This is a genomic window from Salmonella sp. SJTUF15581 (assembly GCF_043356775.1).
In the GTDB taxonomy this organism is placed as follows: domain Bacteria; phylum Pseudomonadota; class Gammaproteobacteria; order Enterobacterales; family Enterobacteriaceae; genus Salmonella; species Salmonella enterica.
The window spans coordinates 623,714-650,476 of the sequence record NZ_JBEUJY010000002.1 but is presented as its reverse complement, the minus strand read 5'-3'; the positions used below and the strand labels follow the sequence as shown (position 1 = coordinate 650,476).

Here is a 26,763-nt window from a genome sequence, read left to right as displayed (position 1 = left end):
GATTTTTTCAGCCCTGAGGGACTCAGGCCGAGATTTGTAACAAAGGAAACGAACTGCACTAATTTTCACCGTAGCAGATGATTTTTGCGCCTTGTCGCTGCTGCGTGTGGTTGGTAAAGTAAGCGGATTTTGTTTTCCGCCCCAGCTTTCAGGATTATCCCTTAGTATGTTGAAAAAATTTCGTGGCATGTTTTCCAATGACCTGTCCATTGACCTGGGTACCGCGAATACCCTCATTTATGTAAAAGGACAAGGCATCGTATTGAATGAGCCTTCCGTTGTGGCCATTCGTCAGGATCGTGCCGGTTCGCCGAAAAGCGTGGCTGCAGTCGGTCATGATGCGAAGCAGATGCTGGGCCGTACGCCGGGCAATATCGCTGCGATCCGTCCGATGAAAGACGGCGTTATCGCTGACTTCTTTGTGACCGAAAAAATGCTCCAGCACTTTATTAAACAAGTGCACAGCAACAGCTTTATGCGCCCAAGCCCGCGCGTACTGGTATGCGTGCCGGTCGGCGCGACGCAGGTAGAACGCCGCGCAATTCGTGAATCCGCTCAGGGCGCAGGCGCCCGTGAAGTCTTTTTGATCGAAGAGCCGATGGCGGCCGCGATCGGCGCAGGTCTGCCAGTTTCTGAAGCAACCGGTTCAATGGTTGTGGATATCGGTGGTGGTACCACTGAAGTTGCCGTGATCTCCCTGAACGGCGTGGTTTACTCTTCTTCTGTCCGTATTGGTGGTGACCGCTTCGACGAAGCCATCATTAATTACGTTCGTCGTAACTACGGTTCTCTGATTGGTGAAGCCACCGCAGAACGTATTAAACACGAAATCGGTTCCGCTTATCCGGGCGACGAAGTCCGCGAGATCGAAGTGCGTGGCCGTAACCTGGCGGAAGGCGTTCCACGCGGCTTTACCCTGAACTCAAACGAGATTCTGGAAGCGTTGCAGGAACCGTTGACCGGTATCGTCAGCGCGGTAATGGTGGCGCTGGAACAGTGTCCGCCGGAGCTGGCGTCAGACATCTCCGAGCGCGGTATGGTGCTCACCGGCGGCGGCGCGCTGCTGCGTAACCTTGACCGTCTGTTAATGGAAGAGACGGGCATTCCTGTCGTGGTTGCTGAAGATCCGCTGACCTGTGTGGCGCGCGGCGGCGGCAAGGCGCTGGAAATGATCGATATGCACGGCGGCGACCTGTTCAGCGAAGAGTAGTTGGATACGGGCAGGATTATCCCTGGATTGTCCTGCCTCTCCGACGCGAGAATACGCATAGCCTATGAAGCCAATTTTTAGCCGTGGCCCGTCGCTACAGATTCGCCTTATTCTGGCGGTGCTGGTGGCGCTCGGCGTTATCATTGCCGACAGCCGCCTGGGGACGTTCAGTCAAATCCGAACGTACATGGACACTGCCGTCAGTCCTTTCTATTTTATTTCAAACGGCCCTCGTGAACTGCTCGACAGCGTGTCGCAAACGCTGGCTTCTCGCGACCAGCTTGAGCTGGAAAACCGGGCGCTGCGCCAGGAATTACTGCTAAAAAACAGCGACCTGCTGATGCTGGGGCAGTACAAACAGGAGAACGCGCGGTTGCGCGAGCTGCTGGGGTCGCCGCTGCGTCAGGACGAGCAGAAAATGGTGACGCAGGTTATTTCAACGGTTAACGATCCTTACAGCGATCAGGTCGTTATCGATAAAGGCAGCGTTAATGGCGTATATGAAGGTCAACCGGTCATTAGCGACAAAGGTGTCGTAGGGCAGGTTGTCGCCGTGGCGAAACTGACCAGCCGCGTGTTGCTGATTTGCGATGCGACTCATGCGCTGCCGATTCAGGTACTGCGCAATGACATCCGCGTGATTGCCGCCGGTAACGGCTGCACTGACGATCTTCAGCTTGAACATCTGCCCGCCAATACCGATATTCGCGTTGGCGATGTGCTGGTAACGTCCGGACTTGGTGGGCGTTTCCCGGAAGGGTATCCGGTGGCGGTGGTCTCCTCCGTCAAGCTGGACACTCAGCGCGCTTATACCGTCATTCAGGCACGTCCAACCGCGGGTTTGCAGCGTTTGCGCTATCTGCTGCTGTTGTGGGGAGCCGATCGTAACGGCGCCAATCCGATGACGCCGGAAGAGGTTCACCGCGTCGCCAATGAGCGCCTGATGCAGATGATGCCGCAGGTGTTGCCTTCTCCGGATGCGATGGGGCCTCCGGCGCCAGTGCCGGATCCGGCGACGGGGATTACTCAGCCATCTGCGGGCCAGGCTGCGCCGGTATCAACGCAACCATCGCCTTCGGGCGCGACCACGCCGCCTGCGCGTGCGCCGGGAGGGTAATGGTGGCGAGCTATCGTAGCCAGGGGCGCTGGGTTATCTGGCTCTCGTTTCTTATTGCGTTGTTGCTGCAAATCATGCCCTGGCCGGACGACATCATTGTTTTCCGGCCAAACTGGGTTTTGCTCATCTTACTGTACTGGATTCTGGCCCTGCCGCACCGCGTAAATGTGGGGACGGGATTTGTGATGGGTGCCATACTTGATCTCATCAGCGGTTCCACACTTGGCGTGCGCGCTCTGTCGATGAGTATTGTCGCCTACCTGGTCGCTCTGAAATTCCAGCTCTTCCGTAACCTGGCGCTCTGGCAGCAGGCGCTGGTGGTAATGTTGCTTTCACTGGCCGTGGACATTATTGTTTTCTGGGCCGAGTTTTTAGTGATCAACGTCTCTTTCAGACCGGAAGTGTTCTGGAGTAGTGTAGTCAATGGCGTGCTGTGGCCCTGGCTCTTTTTGCTGATGCGTAAAGTACGCCAGCAGTTTGCTGTGCAATAAAGGTCGATATGACAACTCTGTATCTTGCTTCCGGTTCCCCGCGTCGCCAGGAATTATTGACTCAACTTGGATTTTCATTCGAGCAGGTCGTGCCTGGTATTGAAGAGCAACGGCGTGCTCAGGAAAGCGCGCAGCAGTATGTTGTTCGGCTGGCGCGCGAAAAGGCGCAGGCTGGCGTGGCGCTGGTTCCCCGTGATCTGCCGGTGTTGGGCGCGGATACGATAGTCGTGTTAAACGGCGAGGTGCTGGAAAAGCCGCGCGACGCCGCTCATGCCGCAGAAATGCTGCGTTTGCTTTCCGGAAATACGCATCAGGTGATGACTGCTGTTGCGCTTGCGGACTCGCAGCAGACGCTGGATTGTCTGGTGGTAACGGAGGTGACTTTCCGCACGCTTTCTGCGCAGGATATTACTGGCTATGTCGCCAGCGGCGAGCCTTTAGATAAAGCAGGTGCATACGGTATTCAGGGGCGGGGTGGCTGTTTTGTCAGGAAGATAAATGGCAGCTATCACGCCGTGGTCGGCTTACCGCTGGTTGAAACGTATGAGTTGTTGAGTCATTTTAACGCACTGCGTGATAAAAGGGATAAACATGACGGCTGAATTGTTGGTAAACGTAACGCCATCGGAAACGCGCGTGGCGTACATTGATGGCGGTATTCTTCAGGAAATCCATATTGAGCGCGAAGCGCGACGCGGAATCGTAGGCAATATCTACAAAGGTCGTGTAAGTCGTGTACTTCCAGGTATGCAGGCGGCTTTTGTAGATATTGGGCTGGATAAAGCCGCATTTCTTCATGCTTCCGACATTATGCCGCATACCGAATGCGTGGCGGGCGACGAGCAAAAACAGTTTACCGTGCGCGATATCTCCGAACTGGTGCGTCAGGGACAGGATCTGATGGTGCAGGTAGTGAAAGATCCGCTCGGCACGAAAGGCGCGCGTTTGACCACGGACATCACGTTGCCCTCCCGTTACCTTGTTTTTATGCCCGGCGCGTCACACGTTGGCGTTTCCCAGCGCATCGAAAGCGAAAGTGAACGCGAGCGCCTGAAAAAGGTGGTGGCGGAATACTGCGACGAACAGGGCGGGTTTATTATCCGTACCGCGGCGGAAGGCGTGTGTGAAGAGGATCTCGCGTCTGACGCCGCCTATCTCAAGCGCGTCTGGACGAAAGTCATGGAGCGCAAAAAGCGTCCGCAAACGCGCTACCAGATGTATGGCGAACTGGCGCTGGCGCAGCGCGTGCTGCGCGATTTCGCCGATGCGCAGTTGGACCGAATTCGCGTCGACTCACGTCTGACCTATGAGTCGCTGCTGGAGTTTACCGCAGAATACATCCCGGAAATGACCAGTAAGCTGGAGCATTACAGTGGCCATCAGCCGATCTTCGATCTTTATGACGTGGAAAATGAGATCCAGCGCGCGCTGGAGCGTAAGGTTGAACTCAAGTCCGGCGGTTATCTGATTATCGACCAAACCGAAGCGATGACGACGGTAGATATCAATACCGGCGCGTTTGTCGGACACCGTAATCTCGACGACACCATTTTTAATACCAATATTGAAGCGACTCAGGCCATTGCCCGCCAGCTACGCCTGCGTAATCTGGGCGGCATTATCATTATCGATTTTATCGACATGAATAATGAAGATCATCGCCGCCGGGTGCTGCATTCGCTGGAACAGGCGTTAAGTAAGGATCGCGTGAAAACCAGTATTAACGGTTTTTCGCCGCTGGGACTGGTGGAAATGACCCGTAAACGGACTCGTGAAAGCGTGGAACATGTGCTTTGTAACGAATGTCCAACCTGTCATGGCCGCGGGACGGTAAAAACGGTGGAAACCGTCTGCTATGAGATCATGCGTGAAATTGTACGTGTTCATCACGCTTATGACTCCGATCGCTTCCTGGTTTATGCTTCTCCTGCGGTGGCGGAAGCGCTGAAAGGCGAAGAATCACACGCGCTGGCGGAAGTCGAAATCTTTGTCGGCAAACAGGTTAAAGTTCAGGTCGAACCGCTTTATAACCAGGAGCAGTTTGACGTCGTAATGATGTAAAAGACCGCGACCCGTACGAGCATTTGCAGGCCGGATAAGGCGTTCACGCCGCCGTCCGGCAAAGCAAGGTTGTGAGTCGTATTTTTTGGCAGACAAGGAGAGACGCGTGAGGCGATTGCCGGGGATTTTATTGCTCACTGGAGCCGCGCTCATCGTCATTGCAGCGCTGCTGGTTAGCGGGCTGCGCCTGGCGTTGCCTCATCTTGACGCCTGGCGTCCAGCTATCCTGAATAAGATTGAGTCTGTGACCGGCGTGCCGGTGGCCGCCAGCCAACTCTCCGCAAGCTGGCAAAATTTTGGCCCTACGCTGGAAGCGCATAATATTCATGCCGCCCTGAAAGATGGCGGCGAACTGTCGATAAAACGCGTTACGCTGGCGCTGGACGTCTGGCAAAGCCTGTTGCATATGCGCTGGCAGTTTCGCGACCTGACCTTCTGGCAACTCAATTTCCGCACCAACACGCCTCTTCAAAGCAGCGACGGCGAAGGCATCGAAACCAGCCGTTTAAGCGATCTTTTCCTGCGGCAGTTCGATCATTTCGATCTGCGCGATAGCCAAATCAGTTTTCTGACGCTTTCCGGACAACGCGCGGAGCTGGCGATCCCACAGCTTACCTGGCTAAACGGCAAAGAGCGGCACCGCGCCGAAGGCGAGGTCAGCCTCTCCAGCCTGACCGGGCAGCACGGCGTGATGCAGGTGCGGATGGATTTACGCGATGACGACGGTTTGCTGAATAACGGCAGAGTCTGGTTACAGGCCGACGATATTGACGTCAAGCCGTGGCTGGGCAAATGGATGCAGGATAATGTGGCGCTCCAGACGGCGCGTTTCAGTCTGGAAGGCTGGATGACGCTCAGTAAAGGCGAAATCGCCGGAGGAGACGTCTGGCTGAAACAGGGCGGCGCAAGCTGGCTGGGCGATAACACGACGCACACGCTGTCTGTCGATAACCTGACGGCGCAGATTAGCCGCGAGCAGCCGGGCTGGCAGTTTTATATTCCGGACACACGGATTACGCTTGATGGTAAACCCTGGCCGAGCGGAGCCTTAACCGTGGCCTGGCTCCCGCAGCAGGACGTCGGCGGCGAGAATCACACACGTAGCGATGAGCTACGCATTCGCGCCAGTAATCTTGAACTGGCGGGGCTGGAAGCATTACGTCCGCTGGCGGCTAAACTGTCGCCTGTGCTGGGCGAAATATGGCAGGCTACGCAGCCGAGCGGAAAGATCGCCACACTGGCGCTGGATATTCCGCTACAGGCGACCGAAAAAACGCGTTTTCAGGCATCGTGGGAAAATCTTGCCTGGAAACAGTGGAAGCTGTTGCCCGGCGCGGAACATTTTTCCGGTACGCTGGCGGGAAGCGTAGAAGACGGGCAGATGAAGGTTGCGATGCAGCAGGCTAAGATGCCCTATGAAACCGTTTTTCGCGCGCCGCTGGAAATTGAAAACGGCGTCGCGACGCTTAGTTGGTTGAAGAATGAGAACGGCTTTCAGCTTGATGGCCGCGACATTGACGTCAAAGCAAAGGCGGTACATGCGCGCGGCGGGTTCCGCTATCTGCAACCGACGGGCGACGAACCGTGGCTGGGTATTCTGGCCGGAATCAGTACCGACGATGGATCTCAGGCGTGGCGCTATTTTCCGGAAAACCTGATGGGCAAAGCGCTGGTCGATTACCTTAGCGGCGCGATTCAGGGCGGCGAGGCGGATAACGCCACGTTGGTTTACGGTGGTAACCCGCACCTCTTTCCCTATAAGCATAACGAAGGTCAGTTTGAAGTGCTGGTGCCGCTGCGCAATGCGACGTTTGCTTTTCAACCCGACTGGCCGGCGCTAAAAAATCTCAACATTGAACTGGATTTCCTGAACGACGGTCTGTGGATGCGTTCGGATAGCGTCGATTTGGGCGGGGTGAAGGCCAGCAAACTCGCGGCGGCGATTCCGGATTATTCCAAAGAGAAACTGCTCATTGATGCCGATATTAACGGGCCGGGAAAAGCCGTTGGGCCTTATTTTGACGAGACGCCGCTAAAAGACTCGCTTGGCTCGACGCTGGCGGAGCTCCAATTAGATGGCGATGTGAATGCTCGCTTACATCTTGATATTCCGCTGGACGGAGAACAGGTTACCGCCGAGGGCGATGTCTCGTTGCGTAATAACAGTCTGTTTATTAAGCCGCTAAACAGCACGCTCAAAAATCTGAACGGTAAATTCAGCTTTGTGAATGGCGCGCTAAAAAGCGGGCCGCTGACGGCAAACTGGTTTAATCAGCCGCTGAACCTGGATTTCAGTACGACGGAAGGGGCAAAAGCCTATCAGGTCGCCGTCAACCTGAACGGTAACTGGCAGCCAACGCGTATGGGCGTCTTACCGCCGCAACTGAATGACGCCCTGAGCGGCAGCGTGACGTGGAATGGTAAAGTCGGCATCGATCTTCCATATCACGCTGACACCACTTATCACATCGAGCTGAACGGCGATCTGAGAAATGTGAGTAGTCACTTACCTTCTCCGCTAAATAAACCCGCAGGCGAAGCCATTCCGGTGAACATTCAGGCTGACGGCAACCTGAAAAGTTTTGCGCTAACGGGGAGCGCAGGGAGTAAAAATCACTTTAACAGCCGCTGGTTATTAAATCAGAAGCTGACGTTGGATCGGGCTATCTGGACGACGGACAGCCGGACGATTCCGCCATTACCTGCTCAACAAGGCGTTGAGCTCAATCTGCCGGCGCTGGATGGCGCGCAGTGGCTGGCGTTATTCCAGAAAGGCGCGGTGGATAACGTGAGCAGTTCGGCCGAGTTTCCTCAACGCGTCACGTTGCGTACTCCCGCGCTATCGCTGGGCGGCCAGCAGTGGAACAATTTGAGCGTCGTTTCAGCCCCCTCGCTGAACGGAACAAAAATTGAAGCGCAGGGCCGTGAGGTGAACGCCACGCTGCTCATGCGCAACCATGCGCCGTGGCTGGCGAACATTAAGTACCTGTACTACAACCCTGGCGTCGCAAAAACGCACGCCTCGTCACCAACGCCGACATCGCCGTTGGCTTCGGCGAACACGATTAGCTTCCGCGGCTGGCCGGACTTACAGCTTCGCTGCGAAGAGTGCTGGCTGTGGGGGCAAAAATATGGGCGTATTGATGGCGATTTCGCCATCAAAGGCAATACGCTGACTCTGGCGAATGGCCTGATCGATACCGGATTCGCCCGTTTGAAAGCGAACGGCGAGTGGGTGAATGCGCCGGGTAATGAACGAACCTCGCTGAAAGGTAGTCTGCATGGTAGTAACCTCGACACGGCTGCCGGGTTCTTCGGTATCTCGACGCCAATCCAGAACGCGTCTTTTAACGTAGATTACGATCTGCACTGGCGAAACCCGCCCTGGCAACCTGAGGAAGCCACGCTCAACGGGATTTTACGTACGCGTCTGGGCAAAGGCGAGTTTACTGATCTCAGTAGCGGTCATGCCGGACAGCTACTGCGGCTGCTCAGTTTTGACGCGTTGCTGCGTAAGCTGCGGTTTGACTTCAGAGATACCTTTAGTGAGGGCTTCTATTTCGACTCTATTCATAGTACCGCGTGGATTAAAGATGGCGTCCTGCATACTGACGATACGCTGGTGGATGGGCTGGAAGCGGATATTGCAATGAAAGGTTCTGTTGATCTGGTGCGTCGTCGTCTTGATATGGAGGCCGTTGTCGCGCCGGAAATTTCCGCCACCGTGGGCGTCGCCGCCGCGTTTGCCGTTAACCCGATTGTCGGCGCGGCGGTATTTGCCGCCAGTAAAGTGTTGGGGCCGCTATGGAGCAAGGTCTCCATTTTGCGATATCGCATTACCGGTCCGGTCGATGCGCCGCAGATCAACGAAGTTCTGCGCCAACCGAGAAAAGAAAGCCAGCAATGATTTGACGGGGGCGAGGAATTGCCCCACTCTCAGTAAATAGTCATGCCGGACGGCGCTGCGTTTATCCGGTTTGTACAATCTAACAACGTAGTCCGGATAAGGCGTGAACCGCCATCCGGCAGAAATCAACGAGTAGCAAAAACGATGAGTCTGAACCTGGTAAGTGAACAATTGCTAGCGGCGAATGGCCTGAACCATCAGGATCTGTTCGCTATTTTGGGCCAACTGGCCGAACGCCGTCTTGATTATGGCGACCTCTATTTTCAGTCGAGCTATCACGAATCCTGGGTTTTAGAAGACCGCATCATTAAAGATGGCTCATATAATATCGACCAGGGCGTTGGCGTTCGCGCCATTAGCGGCGAAAAAACCGGTTTTGCTTATGCTGACCAGATAAGCCTCCTGGCGCTGGAGCAGAGTGCGCAGGCAGCGCGAACCATTGTACGCGAGAACGGCGAAGGCAAGGTAAAAACGCTCGCCGCCGTAGCGCATCAGCCGCTCTACACCACCCTTGATCCGCTGCAAAGTATGAGCCGCGAAGAGAAGCTGGATATCCTCAGACGCGTTGACAAAGTGGCGCGAGAAGCCGATAAACGCGTGCAGGAAGTTAACGCCAGCCTGACCGGCGTATATGAATTAATCCTCGTGGCGGCGACCGACGGGACGCTGGCGGCGGATGTCCGTCCACTGGTGCGGTTGTCCGTTAGCGTGCAGGTGGAAGAAGACGGTAAACGCGAGCGCGGCGCCAGCGGCGGCGGCGGTCGCTTTGGTTATGAGTATTTTCTTGCCGATCTCGACGGCGAGGTTCGCGCTGACGCGTGGGCGAAAGAAGCGGTACGCATGGCGCTGGTTAATCTCTCCGCGGTCGCTGCGCCAGCGGGGACGTTACCGGTGGTTCTGGGCGCCGGGTGGCCGGGCGTATTGCTGCACGAAGCGGTCGGTCACGGGCTGGAAGGTGATTTTAACCGTCGTGGGACATCTGTGTTTAGCGGTCAGATCGGCGAGCAGGTTGCCTCCGCGCTTTGCACCGTAGTGGATGACGGCACAATGATGAACCGTCGCGGCTCCGTTGCTATCGATGATGAAGGTACGCCAGGCCAGTACAACGTATTGATTGAAAATGGCGTACTGAAAGGATACATGCAGGACAAGCTGAACGCGCGCCTGATGGGCGCTGCGCCGACCGGTAACGGGCGTCGCGAATCTTATGCGCATCTGCCAATGCCGCGTATGACGAATACCTATATGTTGGCGGGGCAGTCAACGCCGCAGGAAATTATCGAATCCGTTGAGTACGGCATCTATGCGCCTAACTTTGGCGGCGGTCAGGTAGATATCACCTCCGGCAAGTTTGTGTTCTCTACCTCGGAAGCGTATCTGATTGAAAACGGTAAAGTCACGACGCCGGTGAAGGGCGCGACGTTGATTGGATCAGGCATTGAAACGATGCAACAGATCTCCATGGTCGGCAACGACCTTAAGCTGGATAACGGGGTGGGGGTCTGCGGTAAAGAGGGTCAAAGTCTGCCGGTAGGCGTAGGCCAGCCGACGCTGAAAGTCGATAACCTGACGGTTGGCGGCACCGCATAACTGTCCGCCTTATCAGGCCTGTGGTGTGTGCCGCCCAGGCCTGATAAGCGCAGCGCCATCAGGAAATGTCTGCCTCGGGTGGCATCTGGCTACAATCGTCTTCCGCAATTACCCGGTGTTTTTATTTTTCTTTCCCTCGCCCGTGCATCCCCTGAAACAGGTGTGCGACATCGACAAAATAGTCAGTTAACGCGTTAATCACTACCTGCACTTTAAGCGGCAGCTTATCTTTTTCGGTGTACAGCGCGTACACCGGACGGGGATCGGACTGATAGCGAGGCAGCAGGATCTCCAGATCGCCACGATTGATCTCATCGATCACCCACATCAGCGGCACATAGGCGATTCCGGTTCCGGCGGTCAGCCAGCGTACCAGCGTCATCGGATCGTTAGTGACGAACCGCCCCTGTGGAATCAGTCGGGTAGAAATTCCTTCCGGCGCGATAAGTTCAAACTCATTATCCGGGCGCACGCTATATTCCAGCCAGGAATGGCTACTGAGATCGGCGGGTTTTTCCGGGACGCCGTACTGAGCGAGGTACGGCTTGGCGGCGCACACAACCATCGGCATCGCGCCGAGTCGACGGGAAAACAGGCTGGAGTCTTGCAGCGCGCCCACGCGGATCACCACGTCCAGCCCGTCGGCAATTAAATCCGGGGCCGGAATTCCTGTCACCAGATTGACCGCCAGACCGGGATACTCTTTTAATAATTTTGCGGTAAGCCCGGCCAGCACATTTTGCGCCATGGTTGAAGAACAGCCGATACGCAATGTACCGATAGGCGTGTTATTAAAAGCGTAAAGCTGCTCGTGAACATCCTGCACTTCATGCAGCATACGACGACAGCCCTGATAATAGATTTTTCCAGCTTCGGTGAGCCCAATGCTGCGTGTGCTGCGGTTGAGCAATTTAACCTGAAGCTCATCTTCCAGTTTCGCCACAGTCTGGCTGATGGACGATACGCTCATTTGCAGCTGTCTGGCTGCGGCGGTAAAAGAGCCAAACTCGACAACTTTGGCGAATACCGACATTCGTTTTAATCGTTCCATTATTCACTCTGGCTTAAAAGTGATTTAGATCACATAATATAGATAACAGCATAACAATTACGTTAATATACTATTATTCGAATAAGAGCTATGTCGCTCTCGCCTGGCGTTTCTTGCCCTTCTCTGCGGCGATGTAGCTTAACAATCTATCGCCTGCTCTCTCTCAGAAATCAAGGTCAACATGAGTCTGTTTCCCGTTATCGTGGTGTTTGGTCTTTCCTTCCCACCGATATTTTTCGAATTGCTTTTGTCACTGGCTATTTTTTGGCTGGTGCGTCGGATGCTTGTGCCGACGGGTATCTATGATTTTGTCTGGCATCCGGCTCTGTTCAATACCGCGCTGTATTGTTGTCTGTTTTATTTAATATCGCGCCTGTTCGTTTGAGGTTGAAGTGAAAACACTAACAAGAAAACTCTCCCGTACGGCCATTACCCTCGTACTGGTTATTCTGGCCTTTATCGCCATTTTCCGCGCCTGGGTGTATTACACCGAATCTCCCTGGACGCGTGACGCGCGTTTTAGCGCCGATGTCGTCGCTATTGCCCCGGATGTCGCGGGCCTGATTACCCATGTAAACGTGCATGATAACCAACTGGTGAAAAAGGATCAGGTCCTGTTTACCATCGATCAGCCACGCTATCAAAAAGCGCTGGCGGAAGCGGAAGCTGATGTAGCCTATTATCAGGTCCTGGCGCAGGAAAAACGCCAGGAAGCCGGTCGCCGTAATCGCCTCGGCGTACAGGCGATGTCCCGGGAAGAGATCGATCAGGCGAACAATGTCTTGCAGACTGTACTGCATCAACTGGCTAAAGCCCAGGCGACGCGCGATCTGGCTAAACTCGATCTGGAGCGCACCGTCATTCGCGCGCCTGCCGACGGCTGGGTGACTAACCTCAATGTTTATGCCGGTGAATTTATTACCCGCGGTTCCACAGCCGTCGCCCTGGTGAAAAAGAACTCTTTTTATGTGCAGGCCTATATGGAAGAGACCAAGCTGGAAGGCGTGCGTCCGGGATATCGTGCCGAAATCACGCCGCTTGGCAGCAACCGGGTATTAAAAGGTACCGTCGATAGCGTGGCGGCAGGGGTAACGAATGCCAGCAGTACCAGCGATGCGAAAGGGATGGCGACGATAGACTCTAACCTCGAATGGGTGCGTCTGGCCCAGCGTGTTCCGGTGCGCATCCGGCTCGACGAGCAGCAGGGGAATTTGTGGCCTGCCGGTACGACGGCAACCGTCGTGATCACCGGTAAGCAGGATCGTGACGCAAGCCAGGACTCCTTCTTCCGTAAACTGGCGCACCGGCTGCGCGAATTCGGTTAATCGTCATGGGCATTTTCTCCATTGCCAACCAGCACATTCGTTTTGCGGTAAAGCTGGCGTGCGCCATTGTGCTGGCATTATTTATCGGCTTCCATTTTCAACTGGAGACGCCGCGTTGGGCGGTGCTGACCGCCGCGATCGTGGCGGCAGGCCCGGCATTTGCCGCCGGCGGGGAACCCTATTCCGGCGCTATCCGTTATCGCGGAATGTTGCGTATTATCGGGACGTTTATTGGCTGTATCGCCGCGCTTATCATTATTATCTCTATGATCCGCGCGCCGCTATTGATGATTCTGGTGTGCTGTGTCTGGGCCGGTTTTTGTACCTGGATCTCCTCTTTAGTACGGATCGAAAACTCTTATGCGTGGGGACTGTCAGGTTATACTGCGCTGATCATTGTGATTACCATTCAGACGGAGCCGCTGCTCACGCCGCAATTTGCGCTTGAGCGCTGTAGCGAAATCGTCATCGGCATTGGCTGCGCTATTTTAGCGGATCTGCTTTTCTCGCCGCGATCGATAAAGCAGGAGGTTGATCGCGAACTGGACAGTTTACTGGTAGCGCAATATCAGCTAATGCAACTTTGTATTAAGCATGGCGACAGCGAAGAAGTCGACAACGCCTGGGGCGATCTGGTGCGACGCACGGCGGCGCTGGAGGGGATGCGAAGTAATCTGAATATGGAATCTTCGCGCTGGGTACGCGCTAACCGCCGCCTGAAAGCGTTGAATACGCTTTCGCTCACGCTGATTACGCAATCCTGTGAAACTTATCTTATTCAAAACACGCGGCCGGAACTGATTACCGATACATTCCGGGAACTGTTCGAGACGCCGGTTGAAACGGTACAGGACGTCCACAGGCAGTTAAAACGGATGCGGCGTGTTATTGTCTGGACCGGCGAGCGCGAAACGCCCGTCACGCTTTATAGCTGGGTAGGCGCTGCGACGCGCTATCTGCTGCTTAAACGCGGCGTGATCAGTAACACCAAAATCAGCACGACGGAAGAAGAGATCCTGCAAGGCGAGCCCGTAGTTAAAGTGGAATCCGCTGAACGTCACCATGCGATGGTGAACTTCTGGCGCACCACGCTTTCCTGCATTCTGGGGACATTATTCTGGCTATGGACCGGCTGGACATCGGGTAATGGCGCGATGGTGATGATTGCTGTGGTGACCTCGCTGGCGATGCGTTTACCCAATCCGCGCATGGTCTGCATTGATTTTATTTATGGCACTCTGGCGGCGTTGCCGCTGGGATTGCTCTATTTCCTGGTGATTATTCCCAATACGCAGCAAAGTATGCTGTTGTTATGTTTGAGCCTGGCGGTATTGGGGTTCTTTATCGGCATTGAGGTCCAGAAACGGCGTCTGGGGTCGATGGGGGCGCTGGCCAGTACGATTAACATTATTGTGTTGGATAATCCGATGACGTTCCATTTCAGCCAGTTCCTCGACAGCGCGTTGGGGCAAATTGTCGGCTGTATGCTGGCGTTTATCGTCATCCTGCTGGTGCGTGATAAATCCAAAGATCGAACCGGTCGCGTGCTGCTTAATCAGTTTGTTTCCGCTGCGGTCTCGGCAATGACGACCAACGTGGTACGTCGTAAAGAAAACCGTCTGCCTGCGTTATATCAGCAACTCTTTTTGCTGATGAATAAATTCCCTGGCGATTTGCCGAAGTTTCGCCTGGCGCTAACGATGATCATTGCTCATCAACGTCTGCGCGACGCGCCGATACCGGTTAATGAAGATCTGTCAGTGTTCCACCGTCAGCTTCGTCGTACCGCAGACCATGTTATTTCCGCCGGAAGCGATGATAAACGGCGACGCTACTTTGGTCAGTTGCTGGATGAGCTGGATATCTATCAGGAGAAATTACGTATCTGGGAGGCGCCGCCGCAGGTGACGGAACCGGTTAAACGCCTGACGGGCATGTTACATAAATACCAGAACGCGCTTACCGATAGCTAACCCACAAGAACCGATGCCAAAAGCGTCGGTTTTTTTATGACTATACTTATTTGAGATACAAAAACAGCGCAAGAGTGCTCCGGGGCTAAAAGCGTTTCTGGAAGTGAAACCTCTGCATAATGATGCTTAGTAGTAAAACAGACAATTGTCTGTCGGGGATGGTGGCTGGCTATGAATGTCTATACTTTTGATTTTAATGATATTAAAAACCAAAGCGATTTTTATCGCGAGTTTACGCAGACGTTTGGTCTTGCCAGTGAGAAAGTAAGCGATCTTGATACATTATGGGATGCGGTAATGAGCGATATCTTACCTCTACCGCTAGAGATTGAGTTCGTTCACCTGCCTGATAAACTGCGCAGGCGCTACGGGGCGCTGATTTTACTCTTTGATGAAGCGGAAGAAGAGCTGGAGGGGCGGCTACGGTTTAATGTCCGGCATTGAAAAAGCATAAAAAAGCCCCTGACAGGCGGGGGCAAGTCGTCGGGTTAGACGACGAGGGTTTACTTATACAACTCGGCGGTGGCGTGCCAGTTATCACCTTCTTTTAATTCGATGATGCGATAGCTATTAGCGCCTGCTTTTTCAGCTTTAGCGACGATCTCCTGGCGCATATCCATTGGCGTACTACCAATCTGCGAGACGGAAATGGTGCCCATCGGTTGCAGATTCTGCGCCTGTTCCGCGTTGACCTGATGTACTGCGGCATTTGCGCCGAAAGAGAGCAGAGTGGCCAGGCCGAGTGATGCGATAATGTATTTCGTTTTCATGGTCTTTTATTCCTTTCTAGGATCAACCTCGCGGATTAATGGGCTTTTCTTATGCGATATCTCCGCGAAGCAATGACACGTTATATGCGATGGCAGGTGAATTTTATTTGTACAGTTCGGCAGTGGCGTGCCAGTTGCTGCCGCTACGCGCTTCGGTAATGTGGTAGGCCGTAGCGCCTTGTTCATCCGCTTTTTTGCTCAGCATGGCGTTCATATCCATAGGCGATGAGCCGATAGCGCTGACTGAAACCGATCCGATTGCTTCACGATTTTGCGCTTGCTCTGCGCTGATAGGTTCTGCGGCGAAAGCGCCAAAAGAGAGAACGGACAGAACACTTAATGTTGCAACAGTGGTTTTGATTTTCATGATTTTTACCTCGTCGAATTCCTTTACTGGGGTCTTTGTTTCGTGACCCTCATCACAAAATTAAGTATACACTAATCACGCGATTAATTAATACCACGCTAATTGTTTCTGCTTTTTAAAGGCATTAAAAATTTTATTTTTTATAACGTTATGGAATTAAAATTGCTGTTTTTCGCCGCTGCTGTTTAAAAAATAAAAGAAAATCAATAGGTTAAAAAATTTGACATTTTGTGCGTTTTTTTGATTTGTCATTCATGCGGTGAATGTTTAAGGGCATCATTTGCCAAATGATAGCCGTACAGGAAAGCGGCGAGGGGAGAGGACAAAAAGGTGCCTCCGCCGTACGACGACGGAGGAAGTGGGACTAAAGCTCTTGTTCAAAAAGTTCCAGAATGGCTTCGTACAGATCTCTTACGGAAAAGCCGCTGGCAGGCGTAGTGAAGATAGTATCGTCGCCGGCAATCGTGCCGAGAATACCTTCTGCTTTCCCCAGTGAATCCAGCAGGCGCGCAATGAGTTGTGCTGCGCCGGGGCTGGTATGAATCACCACGACAGCGTCGTTATAGTCGATATCCAGCACCAGATTTTTCAACGGACTGGATGTTGTTGGGACGCCCAGTTCAGCCGGAAGACAGTACACCATTTCCATTTTTGCGTTACGTGTACGCACTGCGCCGAACTTAGTCAACATGCGCGAGACCTTGGACTGATTGATATTTTCAAAGCCCTGATCCTGCAACGCGAGGACGATTTCGCCCTGTGAGCTGAATTTTTCTTCTTTGAGGAGCGCTTTAAACGCTCTTACTAGTTCTTCTTGTTTAGCCGAGCTTCGCATAAGTCACCCGTAATATGGCGGTAGAAACAACATTATTGTGCATACAGATGAATTTTTATGCAAACAGTCTGCCTTGTTTAAGGCTGAAATAATGTTATGAAAGAGCGGAATTTTATCAAATTTCGTTATCAAGAAACATGCCTGTGTCACGCCTCGCAAATAAGATTAAAAGTAAATTAATTGTTATCAAAATGATGTTGTTTTGAGAGGATAGTAGGGTATATTGTCACCACCTGTAGGAACGTTGCTCTCTGGTTGCAGTCGATCCGGATTACGCAAATTAAATGCATAAAAGCCAAAATTGCGCGACTCCGCATTCTTGATGAGTGAGGATTGTAATCATTGAATTTGTGAATTAAGGTCGCCGCCGCGGAGCAATAGACACTTAGCTAATCATATAATAAGGAGTTTAGGATGAAAGTCGCAGTCCTCGGCGCTGCTGGTGGTATCGGTCAGGCGCTGGCATTACTTTTAAAAAACCAACTGCCTTCAGGTTCAGAACTCTCCCTGTACGACATCGCTCCAGTGACTCCCGGTGTGGCCGTTGATTTGAGCCACATCCCCACCGCTGTAAAAATCAAAGGTTTCTCCGGTGAAGACGCAACCCCGGCGCTTGAAGGCGCTGACGTAGTACTGATTTCTGCTGGTGTGGCGCGTAAGCCGGGTATGGACCGTTCCGACCTGTTTAACGTTAACGCCGGCATCGTGAAAAACCTGGTGCAGCAGATCGCTAAAACCTGCCCGAAAGCGTGCGTGGGCATTATCACCAACCCGGTGAACACCACCGTTGCGATTGCGGCGGAAGTGCTGAAAAAAGCAGGCGTATACGACAAAAACAAACTGTTTGGCGTTACCACGCTGGATATCATCCGCTCTAATACCTTTGTCGCAGAGCTGAAAGGTAAGCTGCCAACGGAAGTTGAAGTTCCGGTGATTGGCGGACACTCCGGCGTGACGATTCTGCCGCTGCTGTCGCAGATTCCAGGCGTAAGTTTTACCGAACAAGAAGCGGCCGAGCTGACTAAACGTATTCAGAACGCCGGTACTGAAGTCGTCGAGGCGAAAGCTGGCGGCGGATCGGCAACCCTCTCTATGGGCCAGGCTGCCGCGCGTTTCGGCCTTTCTCTGGTTCGCGCTCTGCAGGGCGAAAAAGGCGTGGTGGAATGCGCCTATGTGGAAGGCGACGGTCAGTATGCCCGTTTCTTCTCTCAGCCGCTGCTGCTGGGTAAAAACGGTGTAGAAGAGCGTAAATCCATCGGCACACTGAGCGCTTTCGAGCAACATTCGCTGGACGCTATGCTGGATACGCTGAAAAAAGATATTCAGTTGGGTGAAGATTTTATTAATAAATAAGCTGTTCCTGCCCGATGCCGGGGCTTTTGCTCCGGCTTCTTTGACTGTAAACAAGCCACGAAATCAAGTACTAAATCTGCTAAACTCCTCACGTCTTATCGGTTATTAACGAGAACGTCGTGAAAAAGATCCAAAGAACGCAAACCCGCGATCACATTACGCAAATGCTTCGCTATGAAATTCTTTCCGGCAATATAAAAGCGGGAGAAGAACTCGCGCAGGAAAGTATTGCGGAGCAGCTCGGTCTTTCACGAATGCCGGTTCGAGAAGCGCTACAGTCACTCGAACAGGAAGGTTTTTTAATCCGACTGCCCAACAGGCACATGCAGGTCGCGCATCTTGAGGCCGATCGCGTGAGTCATATTTTTCGCGTGATTGCCGCGATGGCCGCCGAAATGTTTTCGCTGATACCCAGCGAAGTAGGCGATGCCCTCCTGATACGTGCGCAAGCGCTGGCTGTCGCAGAAGACAAATCCTGCGAACTGGAGTGTCATGCGATGCTGATTTCTTATGTGAATAACCGCTATCTGGAAAAGGTGTATCAGCAGTTCCTGGACGGTTATGTCTCTTATGTTATTTTGCATCTGAAAAAAGATAATCAGGAGTCGGCGCAGCTTTTCGCTGAACTGGCTGACGTCATACGCCAGGGGCGGCGTGATGAGATTGGGCAAGTTATGCAGCGTTATTTCCTCTCTTTAGCAGAAATAATGCGTCAACATATGAAGGATTGGGAAAGTGCAGAAGCCTAAGTTAGGGAAGATTAAGCTTCTTTCAGCGAAAGAACAGGTCGCGGCAGTGCTGCGTAAAGCGATTCTTTCGAGGGAGTTAGTGGAAGGGCAGGAGATTACGTTAGAAGGCATTGCCGGAATGGTCGGCGTGTCCAGTATGCCAGTGCGCGAGGCGTTTCAGATTCTGGCGGCGGATGGGCTGATAAAAGTGCGCCCTAATAAAGGGGCGGTGGTGTTGGGCATCAATGAACAAACGATCCGTGAACACTATGAAATTCGCGCGCTGTTAGAAAGTGAGGCGGTGGCTAAAGCTTCTCGTCCTGGCACCGATATCTCGCGGATAGCCCAGGTGCATTATGCCGCTGAAAAGGCTCTCGCGGAAAATAACTCGGCGGAATACTCCGACCTGAATCAGGCATTTCATATGGAAATATGGAATGTTGCTGGCAACGAAAAAATGAAAATGTTGCTCTGTAATATGTGGAACGGCCTGTCGATGGGCCATAAGGTCACCGAAGAAGAGTATGCCGTGATTTCCATTCAGGAACATAAAAGTATTCTGCAAGCTCTTGAACTTCATGATGAAACATTGGCACGCCAGCGCATGCGCGAACACATTATTCGCTCAATGGAGAATATGCTGACCCGCTATGTTGGTGACCCTTCTGCCTGATCTTTTCGCCTGCGTGAGCATCGCAGGCGCTTCAACCAATTCTTCAATTCTATTAATCACGTCCAGTAACGATCTAACCACGATCTTGATGTAGATCCCACTCCTGCATCTTTCCTGAGAAACGATTTGACTTAGTTTTTGTATGGGAATAATTTCTCCCTGTCAATATTGGATACAATATCATATATCATTGATTGGATAATTATAAATATGGAACCCATTACCCTTACCTTATGTTTATTGGTGTTCGCTATCGTCATGTTTGTATGGGAAAAAGTGCCACTGGCCGTCACTTCCATGATTGTCTGCGTGGCCTTAGTGATCACCGGCGTTCTGAATATCAAACAGGCCTTTGCTGGCTTTATCGACACTAACGTTATCCTCTTTGTCGCGATGTTCATCGTGGGCGGTGCGTTGTTCGAGACCGGTATGGCAAACAAAGTGGGCGGCGTCATCACGCGCTTCGCGAAAACAGAAAAACAGCTGATCTTCACCATTATGGTGGTGGTGGGTTTGATGTCTGGCGTCCTTTCTAACACCGGTACCGCTGCGGTTTTGATTCCGGTGGTGATCGGCGTGGCGGCAAAATCGGGCTTCTCGCGTTCTCGTCTACTGATGCCGCTGGTTTTCGCCGCTGCGTTGGGCGGTAACCTGTCGTTAATTGGCGCGCCGGGAAATCTTATCGCGCAGTCTGCGCTACAGAATATTGGCGGCGGCTTTGGCTTTTTTGAATACGCAAAAATCGGTCTCCCGATGCTCATCTGCGGCATTCTCTACTTCCTGACTATTGGCTATCGCTTTCTGCCGAATAATGCGACCGGCGGTGAGGTGGGGAGCGTCGGGGAGCAACGTGACTACAGCCATGTTCCACAGTGGAAACAACGGCTCTCACTCGTGGTGTTGATCGCAACGATCCTCGGCATGATCTTTGAGAAGAAGATCGGTGTCAGCCTGGCCGTGACCGGTTGTATTGGCGCTCTTGTGCTGGTCGTAAGCGGCGTACTCACGGAAAAACAGGCCTATAAAGCCATTGATTCACAGACTATTTTTATCTTTGGCGGCACCCTGGCGCTGGCAAAAGCGCTGGAAATGACCGGGGCAGGCAAGCTGGTTGCGGACTATGTAATCGGCATGCTGGGGCAAAACTCCTCACCGTTCATGTTGCTGATCGCCGTTTTCGCCTTATCCGTTGTGATGACCAACTTTATGTCCAATACCGCAACGACAGCGCTATTGGTGCCGGTGAGTTTGTCCATTGCCGCAGGCATGGGGGCCGACCCGCGTGCGGTTCTGATGGCGACGGTCATTGGCGGTTCCTGCGCCTACGCAACCCCTATCGGTATGCCTGCCAACATGATGGTGCTCTCCGCGGGTGGCTATAAATTTGTCGACTACGCTAAGGCCGGTATCCCCCTGATTATCGTTTCAACCATTGTCAGCTTGATCCTGCTGCCAATCCTTTTCCCTTTTCATCCGTAATTAACGGAAGCTGTTCTGACTAAGGAGCATTTATGAGCAAAAGTGAACAGATATCCCATATGACCGACGTTATGGCCAAGTTTGTGGGATATACCGGCAAAGTTTTGCCTGATGATGTCACTGCAAAACTGGAAGATTTGCATAAGAAAGAGACCAGTAAACTGGCCGACGTCATCTTTACTACCATGATTGAGAACCAGCGTCTGGCGAAAGAGCTGGATCGGCCTTCCTGCCAGGACACCGGTGTCATTCAGTTTCTGGTGGAGTGCGGGACGAACTTTCCGCTGATTGGCGAGCTGGAAGCGTTGTTGCGTGAGGCGGTGATCAAAGCAACTGTAGATTCTCCGCTGCGCCACAACAGCGTAGAAACTTTTGATGAATACAACACCGGTAAAAACGTGGGTAAAGGCACGCCGACGGTCTTCTGGGAGATCGTTCCCAATTCCGATCAGTGCAGCATTTATACCTATATGGCAGGCGGTGGTTGTTCTCTGCCGGGGAAAGCGATGGTGCTGATGCCGGGTGCAGGCTATGAAGGTGTGACCCGCTTTGTACTGGATGTGATGACCAGCTACGGCCTCAACGCGTGTCCGCCGCTGCTGGTTGGCGTGGGCGTAGCGACCTCTGTTGAAACGGCGGCACTGCTATCGAAAAAAGCGCTGATGCGTCCGATCGGTTCGCATAACGAGAATGAGCGTGCAGCCTCGCTGGAAAAAATGCTGGAAGACGGCATTAACAAAATTGGCCTGGGGCCGCAGGGGATGTCCGGTAATACCTCCGTTATGGGCGTGAACATTGAAAACACCGCGCGTCATCCTTCTACCATCGGCGTGGCGGTAAACGTCGGCTGCTGGTCGCACCGTAAAGGGCACATCGTTTTCGATAAAGATTTGAATTACACCATTACGTCTCACAGCGGAGTGAATTTCTGATGACTAAAAAAATCCTGACTACGCCAATTAAAGATGAAGATTTAGCGGATATTAAGGCTGGCGATATTATTTATCTCAACGGTCATATTGTTACCTGCCGTGACGTAGCCCATCGCCGTTTAATTGAAGGTGGTCGCGAACTTCCGGTAGATGTTCGCGGCGGCGCTATTTTACACGCTGGCCCCATTGTCCGCCCAATTAAAGGCGAAGACGATAAGTTTGAAATGGTCTCCGTTGGACCAACCACCAGCATGCGTATGGAGAAATTCGAAAAAGAATTTATTGCGCAGACTGGCGTGAAATTAATTGTGGGTAAAGGCGGTATGGGTAAAGGTACCGAAGAGGGCTGTGCTGAACACAAAGCGCTGCACTGCGTATTCCCTGCCGGTTGTGCGGTTGTAGCCGCCGTGTGCGTGGAAGAAATTGAAGATGCCCAATGGCGCGATCTGGGGATGCCGGAAACGCTGTGGGTCTGTCGGGTTAAAGAGTTTGGCCCGCTGATTGTTTCTATTGATACCCATGGGAATAATCTGTTTGAACAGAACAAAATTATTTTTAATCAGCGTAAAGAGATCGTCGCTGATGAAATATGCCAGAACGTAAGTTTCATCAAATAAACCTGATTACGTAAATTGCACGATAATGGTGGTAATACGTTATGACGATAATAATAACCAAGGGCTCTGGCCGGGGGCGGCTCAGGGAAATCCACCCTTATTATTTCATCGTCATAAATAGCCCCATTATCGTGCCTCCTGCCTGAAGGCTATTTTATGACTAATGCAGCTCTGCTATTAGGTGAAGGCTTCACCCTGATGTTCCTCGGCATGGGGTTCGTGCTGGCGTTTCTGTTCCTGCTGATTTTCGCCATCCGCGGCATGTCCGCCGCCGTCAACCGTTTCTTCCCTGAACCGGCTCCGGCGCCAAAACTGGCACCTGCCGCCGCCGCGCCCGCGGACGACTTTGCCCGCCTCAAGCCGGTGATTGCCGCCGCCATTCACCATCACCGCCACCACGTTTAATTTCCCGGAGGGATCCATGACCATTGCCATTACCGACGTCGTCCTGCGTGACGCCCACCAGTCTCTGTTCGCCACCCGCCTGCGTCTTGACGATATGCTGCCGATTGCCGCTCAGCTCGACGACGTGGGCTACGGCTCCCTCGAATGCTGGGGCGGCGCCACCTTTGACGCCTGCATCCGTTTCCTCGGCGAGGACCCGTGGCTGCGCCTGCGCGAACTCAAAAAAGCCATGCCCAAAACCCCGCTGCAGATGCTACTGCGCGGCCAGAACCTGCTCGGCTACCGCCACTACGCCGACGACGTGGTGGAGCGCTTCGTCGAACGCGCGGTGAAAAACGGCATGGACGTGTTCCGCGTCTTCGACGCCATGAACGACCCGCGCAATATGAAAGCCGCCCTGCAGGCGGTGCGCAGCCACGGCGCGCACGCCCAGGGCACGCTCTCCTACACCACCAGCCCGGCCCACACCCTGCAGACCTGGCTGGACCTGACCGAACAACTGCTGGAAACCGGCGTTGATTCCATCGCGATTAAGGATATGTCCGGCATTCTCACGCCGATGGCCGCTTTTGAGCTGGTGAGCGAAATCAAAAAACGCCACGACGTGCGCCTGCACCTGCACTGTCACGCCACCACCGGGATGGCGGAGATGGCCCTGCTGAAGGCTATCGAGGCGGGCGTCGACGGCGTCGACACGGCGATTTCCTCCATGAGCGCCACCTACGGCCACCCGGCCACCGAGGCGCTGGTGGCGACGTTGGCAGGTACTGAGCATGACACCGGGCTGGATATCCTGAAGCTGGAGAGCATCGCCGCGTACTTCCGCGAGGTGCGCAAAAAATACCAGGCCTTTGAAGGCCAGCTGAAAGGCTACGACAGCCGTATTCTGGTGGCCCAGGTGCCGGGCGGGATGCTGACCAACCTCGAAGGCCAGCTGAAGCAGCAGAACGCGGCGGACAGGCTGGACCAGGTGCTGGCGGAAATCCCCCGCGTGCGCGAGGACCTCGGCTTTATCCCGCTGGTGACCCCGACCTCGCAGATTGTCGGCACCCAGGCGGTGCTCAACGTCCTGACCGGCGAGCGCTACAAAACCATTGCCAAAGAAACGGCGGGCATTCTGAAAGGCGAATACGGCCACACCCCGGTGCCGGTGAACGCCGCGTTACAGGCCCGCGTGCTGGAAGGGGGCGCCCCGGTGACCTGCCGTCCGGCGGATTTACTCAAACCGGAACTGGCTGAACTGGAAGCGGACGTCAGGCGCCAGGCGCAGGAGAAGGGGATTACTCTGGCGGGAAACGCCATCGACGACGTGCTCACCGTGGCGCTGTTCCCGCAGATTGGCCTTAAATTCCTTGAGAACCGCCATAACCCGGCGGCGTTTGAGCCGGTACCGCAGGCGGAAGCCGCGCAGCCGGTGGCAAAAGCAGAGAAGCCTGCCGCCTCCGGTATCTACACCGTGGAAGTGGAAGGCAAAGCCTTTGTGGTGAAGGTCAGCGACGGCGGCGATATCAGCCAGCTTACTACGGCTGTTCCGGCGGCCTCTTCCGCACCGGTTCAGGCTGCCGCTCCCGCAGGCGCCGGCACCCCGGTCACCGCGCCGCTGGCGGGGAATATCTGGAAGGTGATTGCCGCTGAAGGCCAGACGGTGGCCGAAGGTGATGTGCTGCTGATTCTGGAAGCCATGAAAATGGAAACCGAAATCCGCGCCGCGCAGGCCGGGACGGTACGCGGTATCGCGGTGAAGTCCGGGGACGCGGTCTCTGTGGGCGACACCCTGATGACGCTGGCGTAACGGAGAACTGAAATGGAAAGTCTGAACGCCCTGCTTCAGGGCATGGGGTTGATGAACCTTGGCGCAGGCCAGGCCATCATGCTGCTGGTGAGCCTGCTGCTGCTGTGGCTGGCGATAGCGAAGAAGTTCGAGCCGTTGTTGCTGCTGCCGATTGGCTTCGGCGGGCTGCTCTCCAACATCCCGGAAGCGGGCATGGCGCTGACCGCGCTGGAAAGCCTGCTGGCGCATCACGACGCCGGGCAGCTGGCGGTGATTGCCGCGAAGCTGAACTGCGCGCCGGACGTGCACGCGATTAAAGAGGCATTAGCGCTGGCGCTGCCGTCGGTGCAGAGCCAGATGGAGAACCTGGCGGTGGACATGGGCTACACGCCGGGGGTGCTGGCGCTGTTCTATAAAGTGGCGATTGGCTCCGGTGTCGCGCCGCTGGTCATCTTTATGGGCGTCGGCGCGATGACCGACTTCGGCCCGCTGCTGGCGAATCCGCGCACCCTGCTGCTCGGCGCGGCGGCGCAGTTCGGTATCTTCGCCACCGTGCTGGGGGCGCTGACGCTGAACTACTTCGGCCTGATTTCCTTCACCCTGCCGCAGGCGGCGGCCATCGGCATCATCGGCGGAGCGGACGGCCCGACGGCGATTTACCTGTCGGGCAAGCTGGCGCCGGAGCTGCTGGGGGCCATCGCGGTGGCGGCGTACTCATATATGGCGCTGGTGCCGTTAATCCAGCCGCCGATTATGAAAGCGCTGACCACGGAGAAGGAGCGGAAAATCCGCATGGTGCAGCTGCGCACGGTGAGCAAGCGGGAGAAGATTCTGTTCCCGGCGGTGCTGTTGCTGCTGGTGGCGCTGCTGCTGCCGGACGCCGCCCCGCTGCTGGGGATGTTCTGCTTCGGCAACCTGATGCGCGAGAGCGGGGTGGTGGAGCGTCTGAGCGACACGGTGCAGAACGGTCTGATTAATATCGTCACCATCTTCCTCGGGCTGTCGGTGGGCGCGAAGCTGGTGGCGGATAAGTTCCTGCAGCCGCAGACGCTGGGCATTCTGGTGCTGGGTGTGATTGCGTTCGGGATTGGGACGGCGGCCGGGGTACTGATGGCGAAGCTGCTGAACCTGTGCAGTAAGAACAAAATCAACCCGCTTATCGGTTCGGCGGGGGTGTCGGCGGTGCCGATGGCAGCCCGCGTATCGAACAAAGTGGGGCTGGAATCAGACCCGCAGAACTTCCTGCTGATGCACGCGATGGGGCCGAACGTGGCGGGGGTTATCGGTTCGGCCATTGCCGCGGGCGTGATGCTGAAGTACGTGCTGGCAATGTAATCCAATCTAATCGGGAGCAGTGATTCTGTTCCCGCAAAATGAGGACACAGTAATGAGTGAAATGGTTGCGTTTCGGCAAGGTACATCCATGCCATCCAGAGAAACCATCTTGCATTATGTTGTTGAGACGGTGAATCAGATAACTGAGCTTGAGCCAGCGCTGCATTTACTGCCGTGGTCCGGCGTCAACTCAGCAATATATGAGCAACGTTTTGCACAGTGTTACGACGAGGGGCTTTGTGCCGCACAGACGTCGGCACCGAATGTTCTGCAGGGGATTCTGCCATCGACCGATTGGGCTCAGGGTATCGGGTTACTCTGTTTTGCCGCAGGGTATATGAGCGCAGGCGAGCGGCCATTAACACACAATCAGTTATGCGATTTCGTCAAACAGGCGGCTGTTGGTTTATCGCCGATTGAGGAGGAGGCGGCGAGCGGTTTCTCGACGGTACGTAGTATTGCATTACCCGTATTCAGGCGATTACAACGCGATGGTCACGCGTCTCGGATCCTGCTGTTACAAACGTTGCTGCATCTGATTGCCTGGAAAAGCGCATCGCAGTATGCGCGTCAACAGGCGCAACGACTGCTCTGGATGGGCGGCATTCTGGGGGAAGGGGGGGAGCATAGCCTGCTTGCACTGGATAAGGCGCTGCGTGAAGAGGCCGTTGGGGAAAAGAGTTTCCCCGCTCTGCTGATCTTCACGAGTTTCCTGGCGCATTTTCCGGCAGGGCCAGTCTTTATTGACTAGCCGTCGAACGACGCAGGCAAAA

General features: G+C 54.2%; 25 protein-coding genes. 21 read left to right on the top strand and 4 right to left on the bottom strand.

Annotated elements, in window-relative coordinates; translation table 11 throughout:
• Window positions 1-166 precede the first annotated feature (166 nt).
• From mreB to tldD, 7 genes are all read left to right on the top strand, one after another.
• Window positions 167-1,210, top strand: coding sequence for a rod shape-determining protein MreB (gene mreB, locus ABVN36_RS06670; protein ID WP_000913396.1), 1,044 nt, complete (start codon window positions 167-169; stop codon window positions 1,208-1,210).
• Between the two features lie 64 nt (window positions 1,211-1,274).
• A complete protein-coding gene (gene mreC / locus ABVN36_RS06665) occupies window positions 1,275-2,327 on the top strand; it encodes a rod shape-determining protein MreC (protein ID WP_000802536.1) in 1,053 nt (350 codons plus the stop codon).
• A 2-nt stretch (window positions 2,328-2,329) separates the two neighbouring features.
• Window positions 2,330-2,818: a rod shape-determining protein MreD gene (gene mreD / locus ABVN36_RS06660; RefSeq protein ID WP_000179403.1), complete on the top strand. Its 489-nt coding sequence runs from the start codon at window positions 2,330-2,332 to the stop codon at window positions 2,816-2,818.
• Between the two features lie 8 nt (window positions 2,819-2,826).
• Complete coding sequence (locus ABVN36_RS06655) at window positions 2,827-3,420, top strand: nucleoside triphosphate pyrophosphatase (protein WP_000210306.1); 594 nt, start codon at window positions 2,827-2,829, stop codon at window positions 3,418-3,420.
• The gene (gene rng / locus ABVN36_RS06650) at window positions 3,410-4,879 is read left to right on the top strand and encodes a ribonuclease G (protein ID WP_000123188.1); all 1,470 of its coding nucleotides are present in this window, start codon (window positions 3,410-3,412) and stop codon (window positions 4,877-4,879) included. Before ABVN36_RS06655 ends, rng begins: the two co-directional genes overlap by 11 nt.
• Before the next feature lie 106 nt (window positions 4,880-4,985).
• Entirely contained in the window at window positions 4,986-8,786 is a 3,801-nt protein-coding gene (gene yhdP / locus ABVN36_RS06645) for an AsmA2 domain-containing protein YhdP (RefSeq protein ID WP_023137827.1), read from the top strand.
• Between the two features lie 144 nt (window positions 8,787-8,930).
• Complete coding sequence (tldD, locus tag ABVN36_RS06640) at window positions 8,931-10,376, top strand: metalloprotease TldD (protein ID WP_000055940.1); 1,446 nt, start codon at window positions 8,931-8,933, stop codon at window positions 10,374-10,376.
• A 121-nt stretch (window positions 10,377-10,497) separates the two neighbouring features.
• On the opposite strand, the gene aaeR is transcribed toward tldD, so the two are convergent.
• Entirely contained in the window at window positions 10,498-11,427 is a 930-nt protein-coding gene (aaeR, locus tag ABVN36_RS06635) for an HTH-type transcriptional activator AaeR (RefSeq protein WP_000440300.1), read from the bottom strand.
• 181 nt (window positions 11,428-11,608) lie between these two features.
• Here aaeR and aaeX point away from each other — a divergent pair, with 181 nt between their 5' ends.
• From aaeX to ABVN36_RS06615, 4 genes are all read left to right on the top strand, one after another.
• Window positions 11,609-11,812: a p-hydroxybenzoic acid efflux pump operon protein AaeX gene (gene aaeX, locus ABVN36_RS06630; RefSeq protein ID WP_000051840.1), complete on the top strand. Its 204-nt coding sequence runs from the start codon at window positions 11,609-11,611 to the stop codon at window positions 11,810-11,812.
• A gap of 7 nt (window positions 11,813-11,819) precedes the next feature.
• Window positions 11,820-12,752 (top strand): p-hydroxybenzoic acid efflux pump subunit AaeA, encoded by a 933-nt coding sequence (aaeA, locus tag ABVN36_RS06625; RefSeq protein ID WP_000855134.1) that lies wholly within the window; start codon window positions 11,820-11,822, stop codon window positions 12,750-12,752.
• A 5-nt stretch (window positions 12,753-12,757) separates the two neighbouring features.
• On the top strand, window positions 12,758-14,725 hold the full coding sequence (aaeB, locus tag ABVN36_RS06620; protein ID WP_023137826.1) for a p-hydroxybenzoic acid efflux pump subunit AaeB: 1,968 nt from the start codon (window positions 12,758-12,760) through the stop codon (window positions 14,723-14,725).
• A 171-nt stretch (window positions 14,726-14,896) separates the two neighbouring features.
• The gene (locus tag ABVN36_RS06615) at window positions 14,897-15,169 is read left to right on the top strand and encodes a hypothetical protein (protein ID WP_001103887.1); all 273 of its coding nucleotides are present in this window, start codon (window positions 14,897-14,899) and stop codon (window positions 15,167-15,169) included.
• A 59-nt stretch (window positions 15,170-15,228) separates the two neighbouring features.
• On the opposite strand, the gene yhcN-B is transcribed toward ABVN36_RS06615, so the two are convergent.
• From yhcN-B to argR, 3 genes are all read right to left on the bottom strand, one after another.
• Window positions 15,229-15,495 carry a DUF1471 family stress response protein YhcN-B gene (gene yhcN-B / locus ABVN36_RS06610; RefSeq protein ID WP_000853277.1) on the bottom strand — a complete coding sequence of 89 codons (267 nt, stop codon included), beginning with the start codon at window positions 15,493-15,495 and terminating at the stop codon, window positions 15,229-15,231.
• Window positions 15,496-15,598: 103 nt separating this feature from the next.
• Window positions 15,599-15,862, bottom strand: a complete 264-nt coding sequence (yhcN, locus tag ABVN36_RS06605) for a peroxide/acid stress response protein YhcN (protein WP_000695695.1) — start codon at window positions 15,860-15,862, stop codon at window positions 15,599-15,601.
• A gap of 364 nt (window positions 15,863-16,226) precedes the next feature.
• A complete protein-coding gene (argR, locus tag ABVN36_RS06600) occupies window positions 16,227-16,697 on the bottom strand; it encodes a transcriptional regulator ArgR (RefSeq protein ID WP_001257852.1) in 471 nt (156 codons plus the stop codon).
• A 414-nt stretch (window positions 16,698-17,111) separates the two neighbouring features.
• Here argR and mdh point away from each other — a divergent pair, with 414 nt between their 5' ends.
• From mdh to ABVN36_RS06550, 10 genes are all read left to right on the top strand, one after another.
• The gene (gene mdh, locus ABVN36_RS06595; RefSeq protein WP_000861586.1) at window positions 17,112-18,050 is read left to right on the top strand and encodes a malate dehydrogenase; all 939 of its coding nucleotides are present in this window, start codon (window positions 17,112-17,114) and stop codon (window positions 18,048-18,050) included.
• A gap of 119 nt (window positions 18,051-18,169) precedes the next feature.
• Entirely contained in the window at window positions 18,170-18,799 is a 630-nt protein-coding gene (locus ABVN36_RS06590) for a GntR family transcriptional regulator (RefSeq protein WP_000723776.1), read from the top strand.
• Window positions 18,786-19,451 carry a GntR family transcriptional regulator gene (locus tag ABVN36_RS06585; protein WP_001171581.1) on the top strand — a complete coding sequence of 222 codons (666 nt, stop codon included), beginning with the start codon at window positions 18,786-18,788 and terminating at the stop codon, window positions 19,449-19,451. Before ABVN36_RS06590 ends, ABVN36_RS06585 begins: the two co-directional genes overlap by 14 nt.
• Before the next feature lie 210 nt (window positions 19,452-19,661).
• Window positions 19,662-20,930 (top strand): SLC13 family permease, encoded by a 1,269-nt coding sequence (locus ABVN36_RS06580; protein WP_000433390.1) that lies wholly within the window; start codon window positions 19,662-19,664, stop codon window positions 20,928-20,930.
• A gap of 32 nt (window positions 20,931-20,962) precedes the next feature.
• Complete coding sequence (gene ttdA / locus ABVN36_RS06575) at window positions 20,963-21,862, top strand: L(+)-tartrate dehydratase subunit alpha (protein WP_000045349.1); 900 nt, start codon at window positions 20,963-20,965, stop codon at window positions 21,860-21,862.
• Window positions 21,862-22,479, top strand: coding sequence for a L(+)-tartrate dehydratase subunit beta (gene ttdB, locus ABVN36_RS06570; protein ID WP_000162405.1), 618 nt, complete (start codon window positions 21,862-21,864; stop codon window positions 22,477-22,479). Before ttdA ends, ttdB begins: the two co-directional genes overlap by 1 nt.
• A gap of 156 nt (window positions 22,480-22,635) precedes the next feature.
• Window positions 22,636-22,884 carry an oxaloacetate decarboxylase subunit gamma gene (locus ABVN36_RS06565; protein ID WP_033903554.1) on the top strand — a complete coding sequence of 83 codons (249 nt, stop codon included), beginning with the start codon at window positions 22,636-22,638 and terminating at the stop codon, window positions 22,882-22,884.
• 16 nt (window positions 22,885-22,900) lie between these two features.
• Entirely contained in the window at window positions 22,901-24,676 is a 1,776-nt protein-coding gene (gene oadA / locus ABVN36_RS06560; protein WP_050901253.1) for a sodium-extruding oxaloacetate decarboxylase subunit alpha, read from the top strand.
• A gap of 12 nt (window positions 24,677-24,688) precedes the next feature.
• On the top strand, window positions 24,689-25,990 hold the full coding sequence (locus ABVN36_RS06555; protein ID WP_164528040.1) for an oxalacetate decarboxylase subunit beta: 1,302 nt from the start codon (window positions 24,689-24,691) through the stop codon (window positions 25,988-25,990).
• A 19-nt stretch (window positions 25,991-26,009) separates the two neighbouring features.
• Complete coding sequence (locus ABVN36_RS06550; protein WP_023138275.1) at window positions 26,010-26,741, top strand: triphosphoribosyl-dephospho-CoA synthase; 732 nt, start codon at window positions 26,010-26,012, stop codon at window positions 26,739-26,741.
• Window positions 26,742-26,763 lie beyond the last annotated feature (22 nt).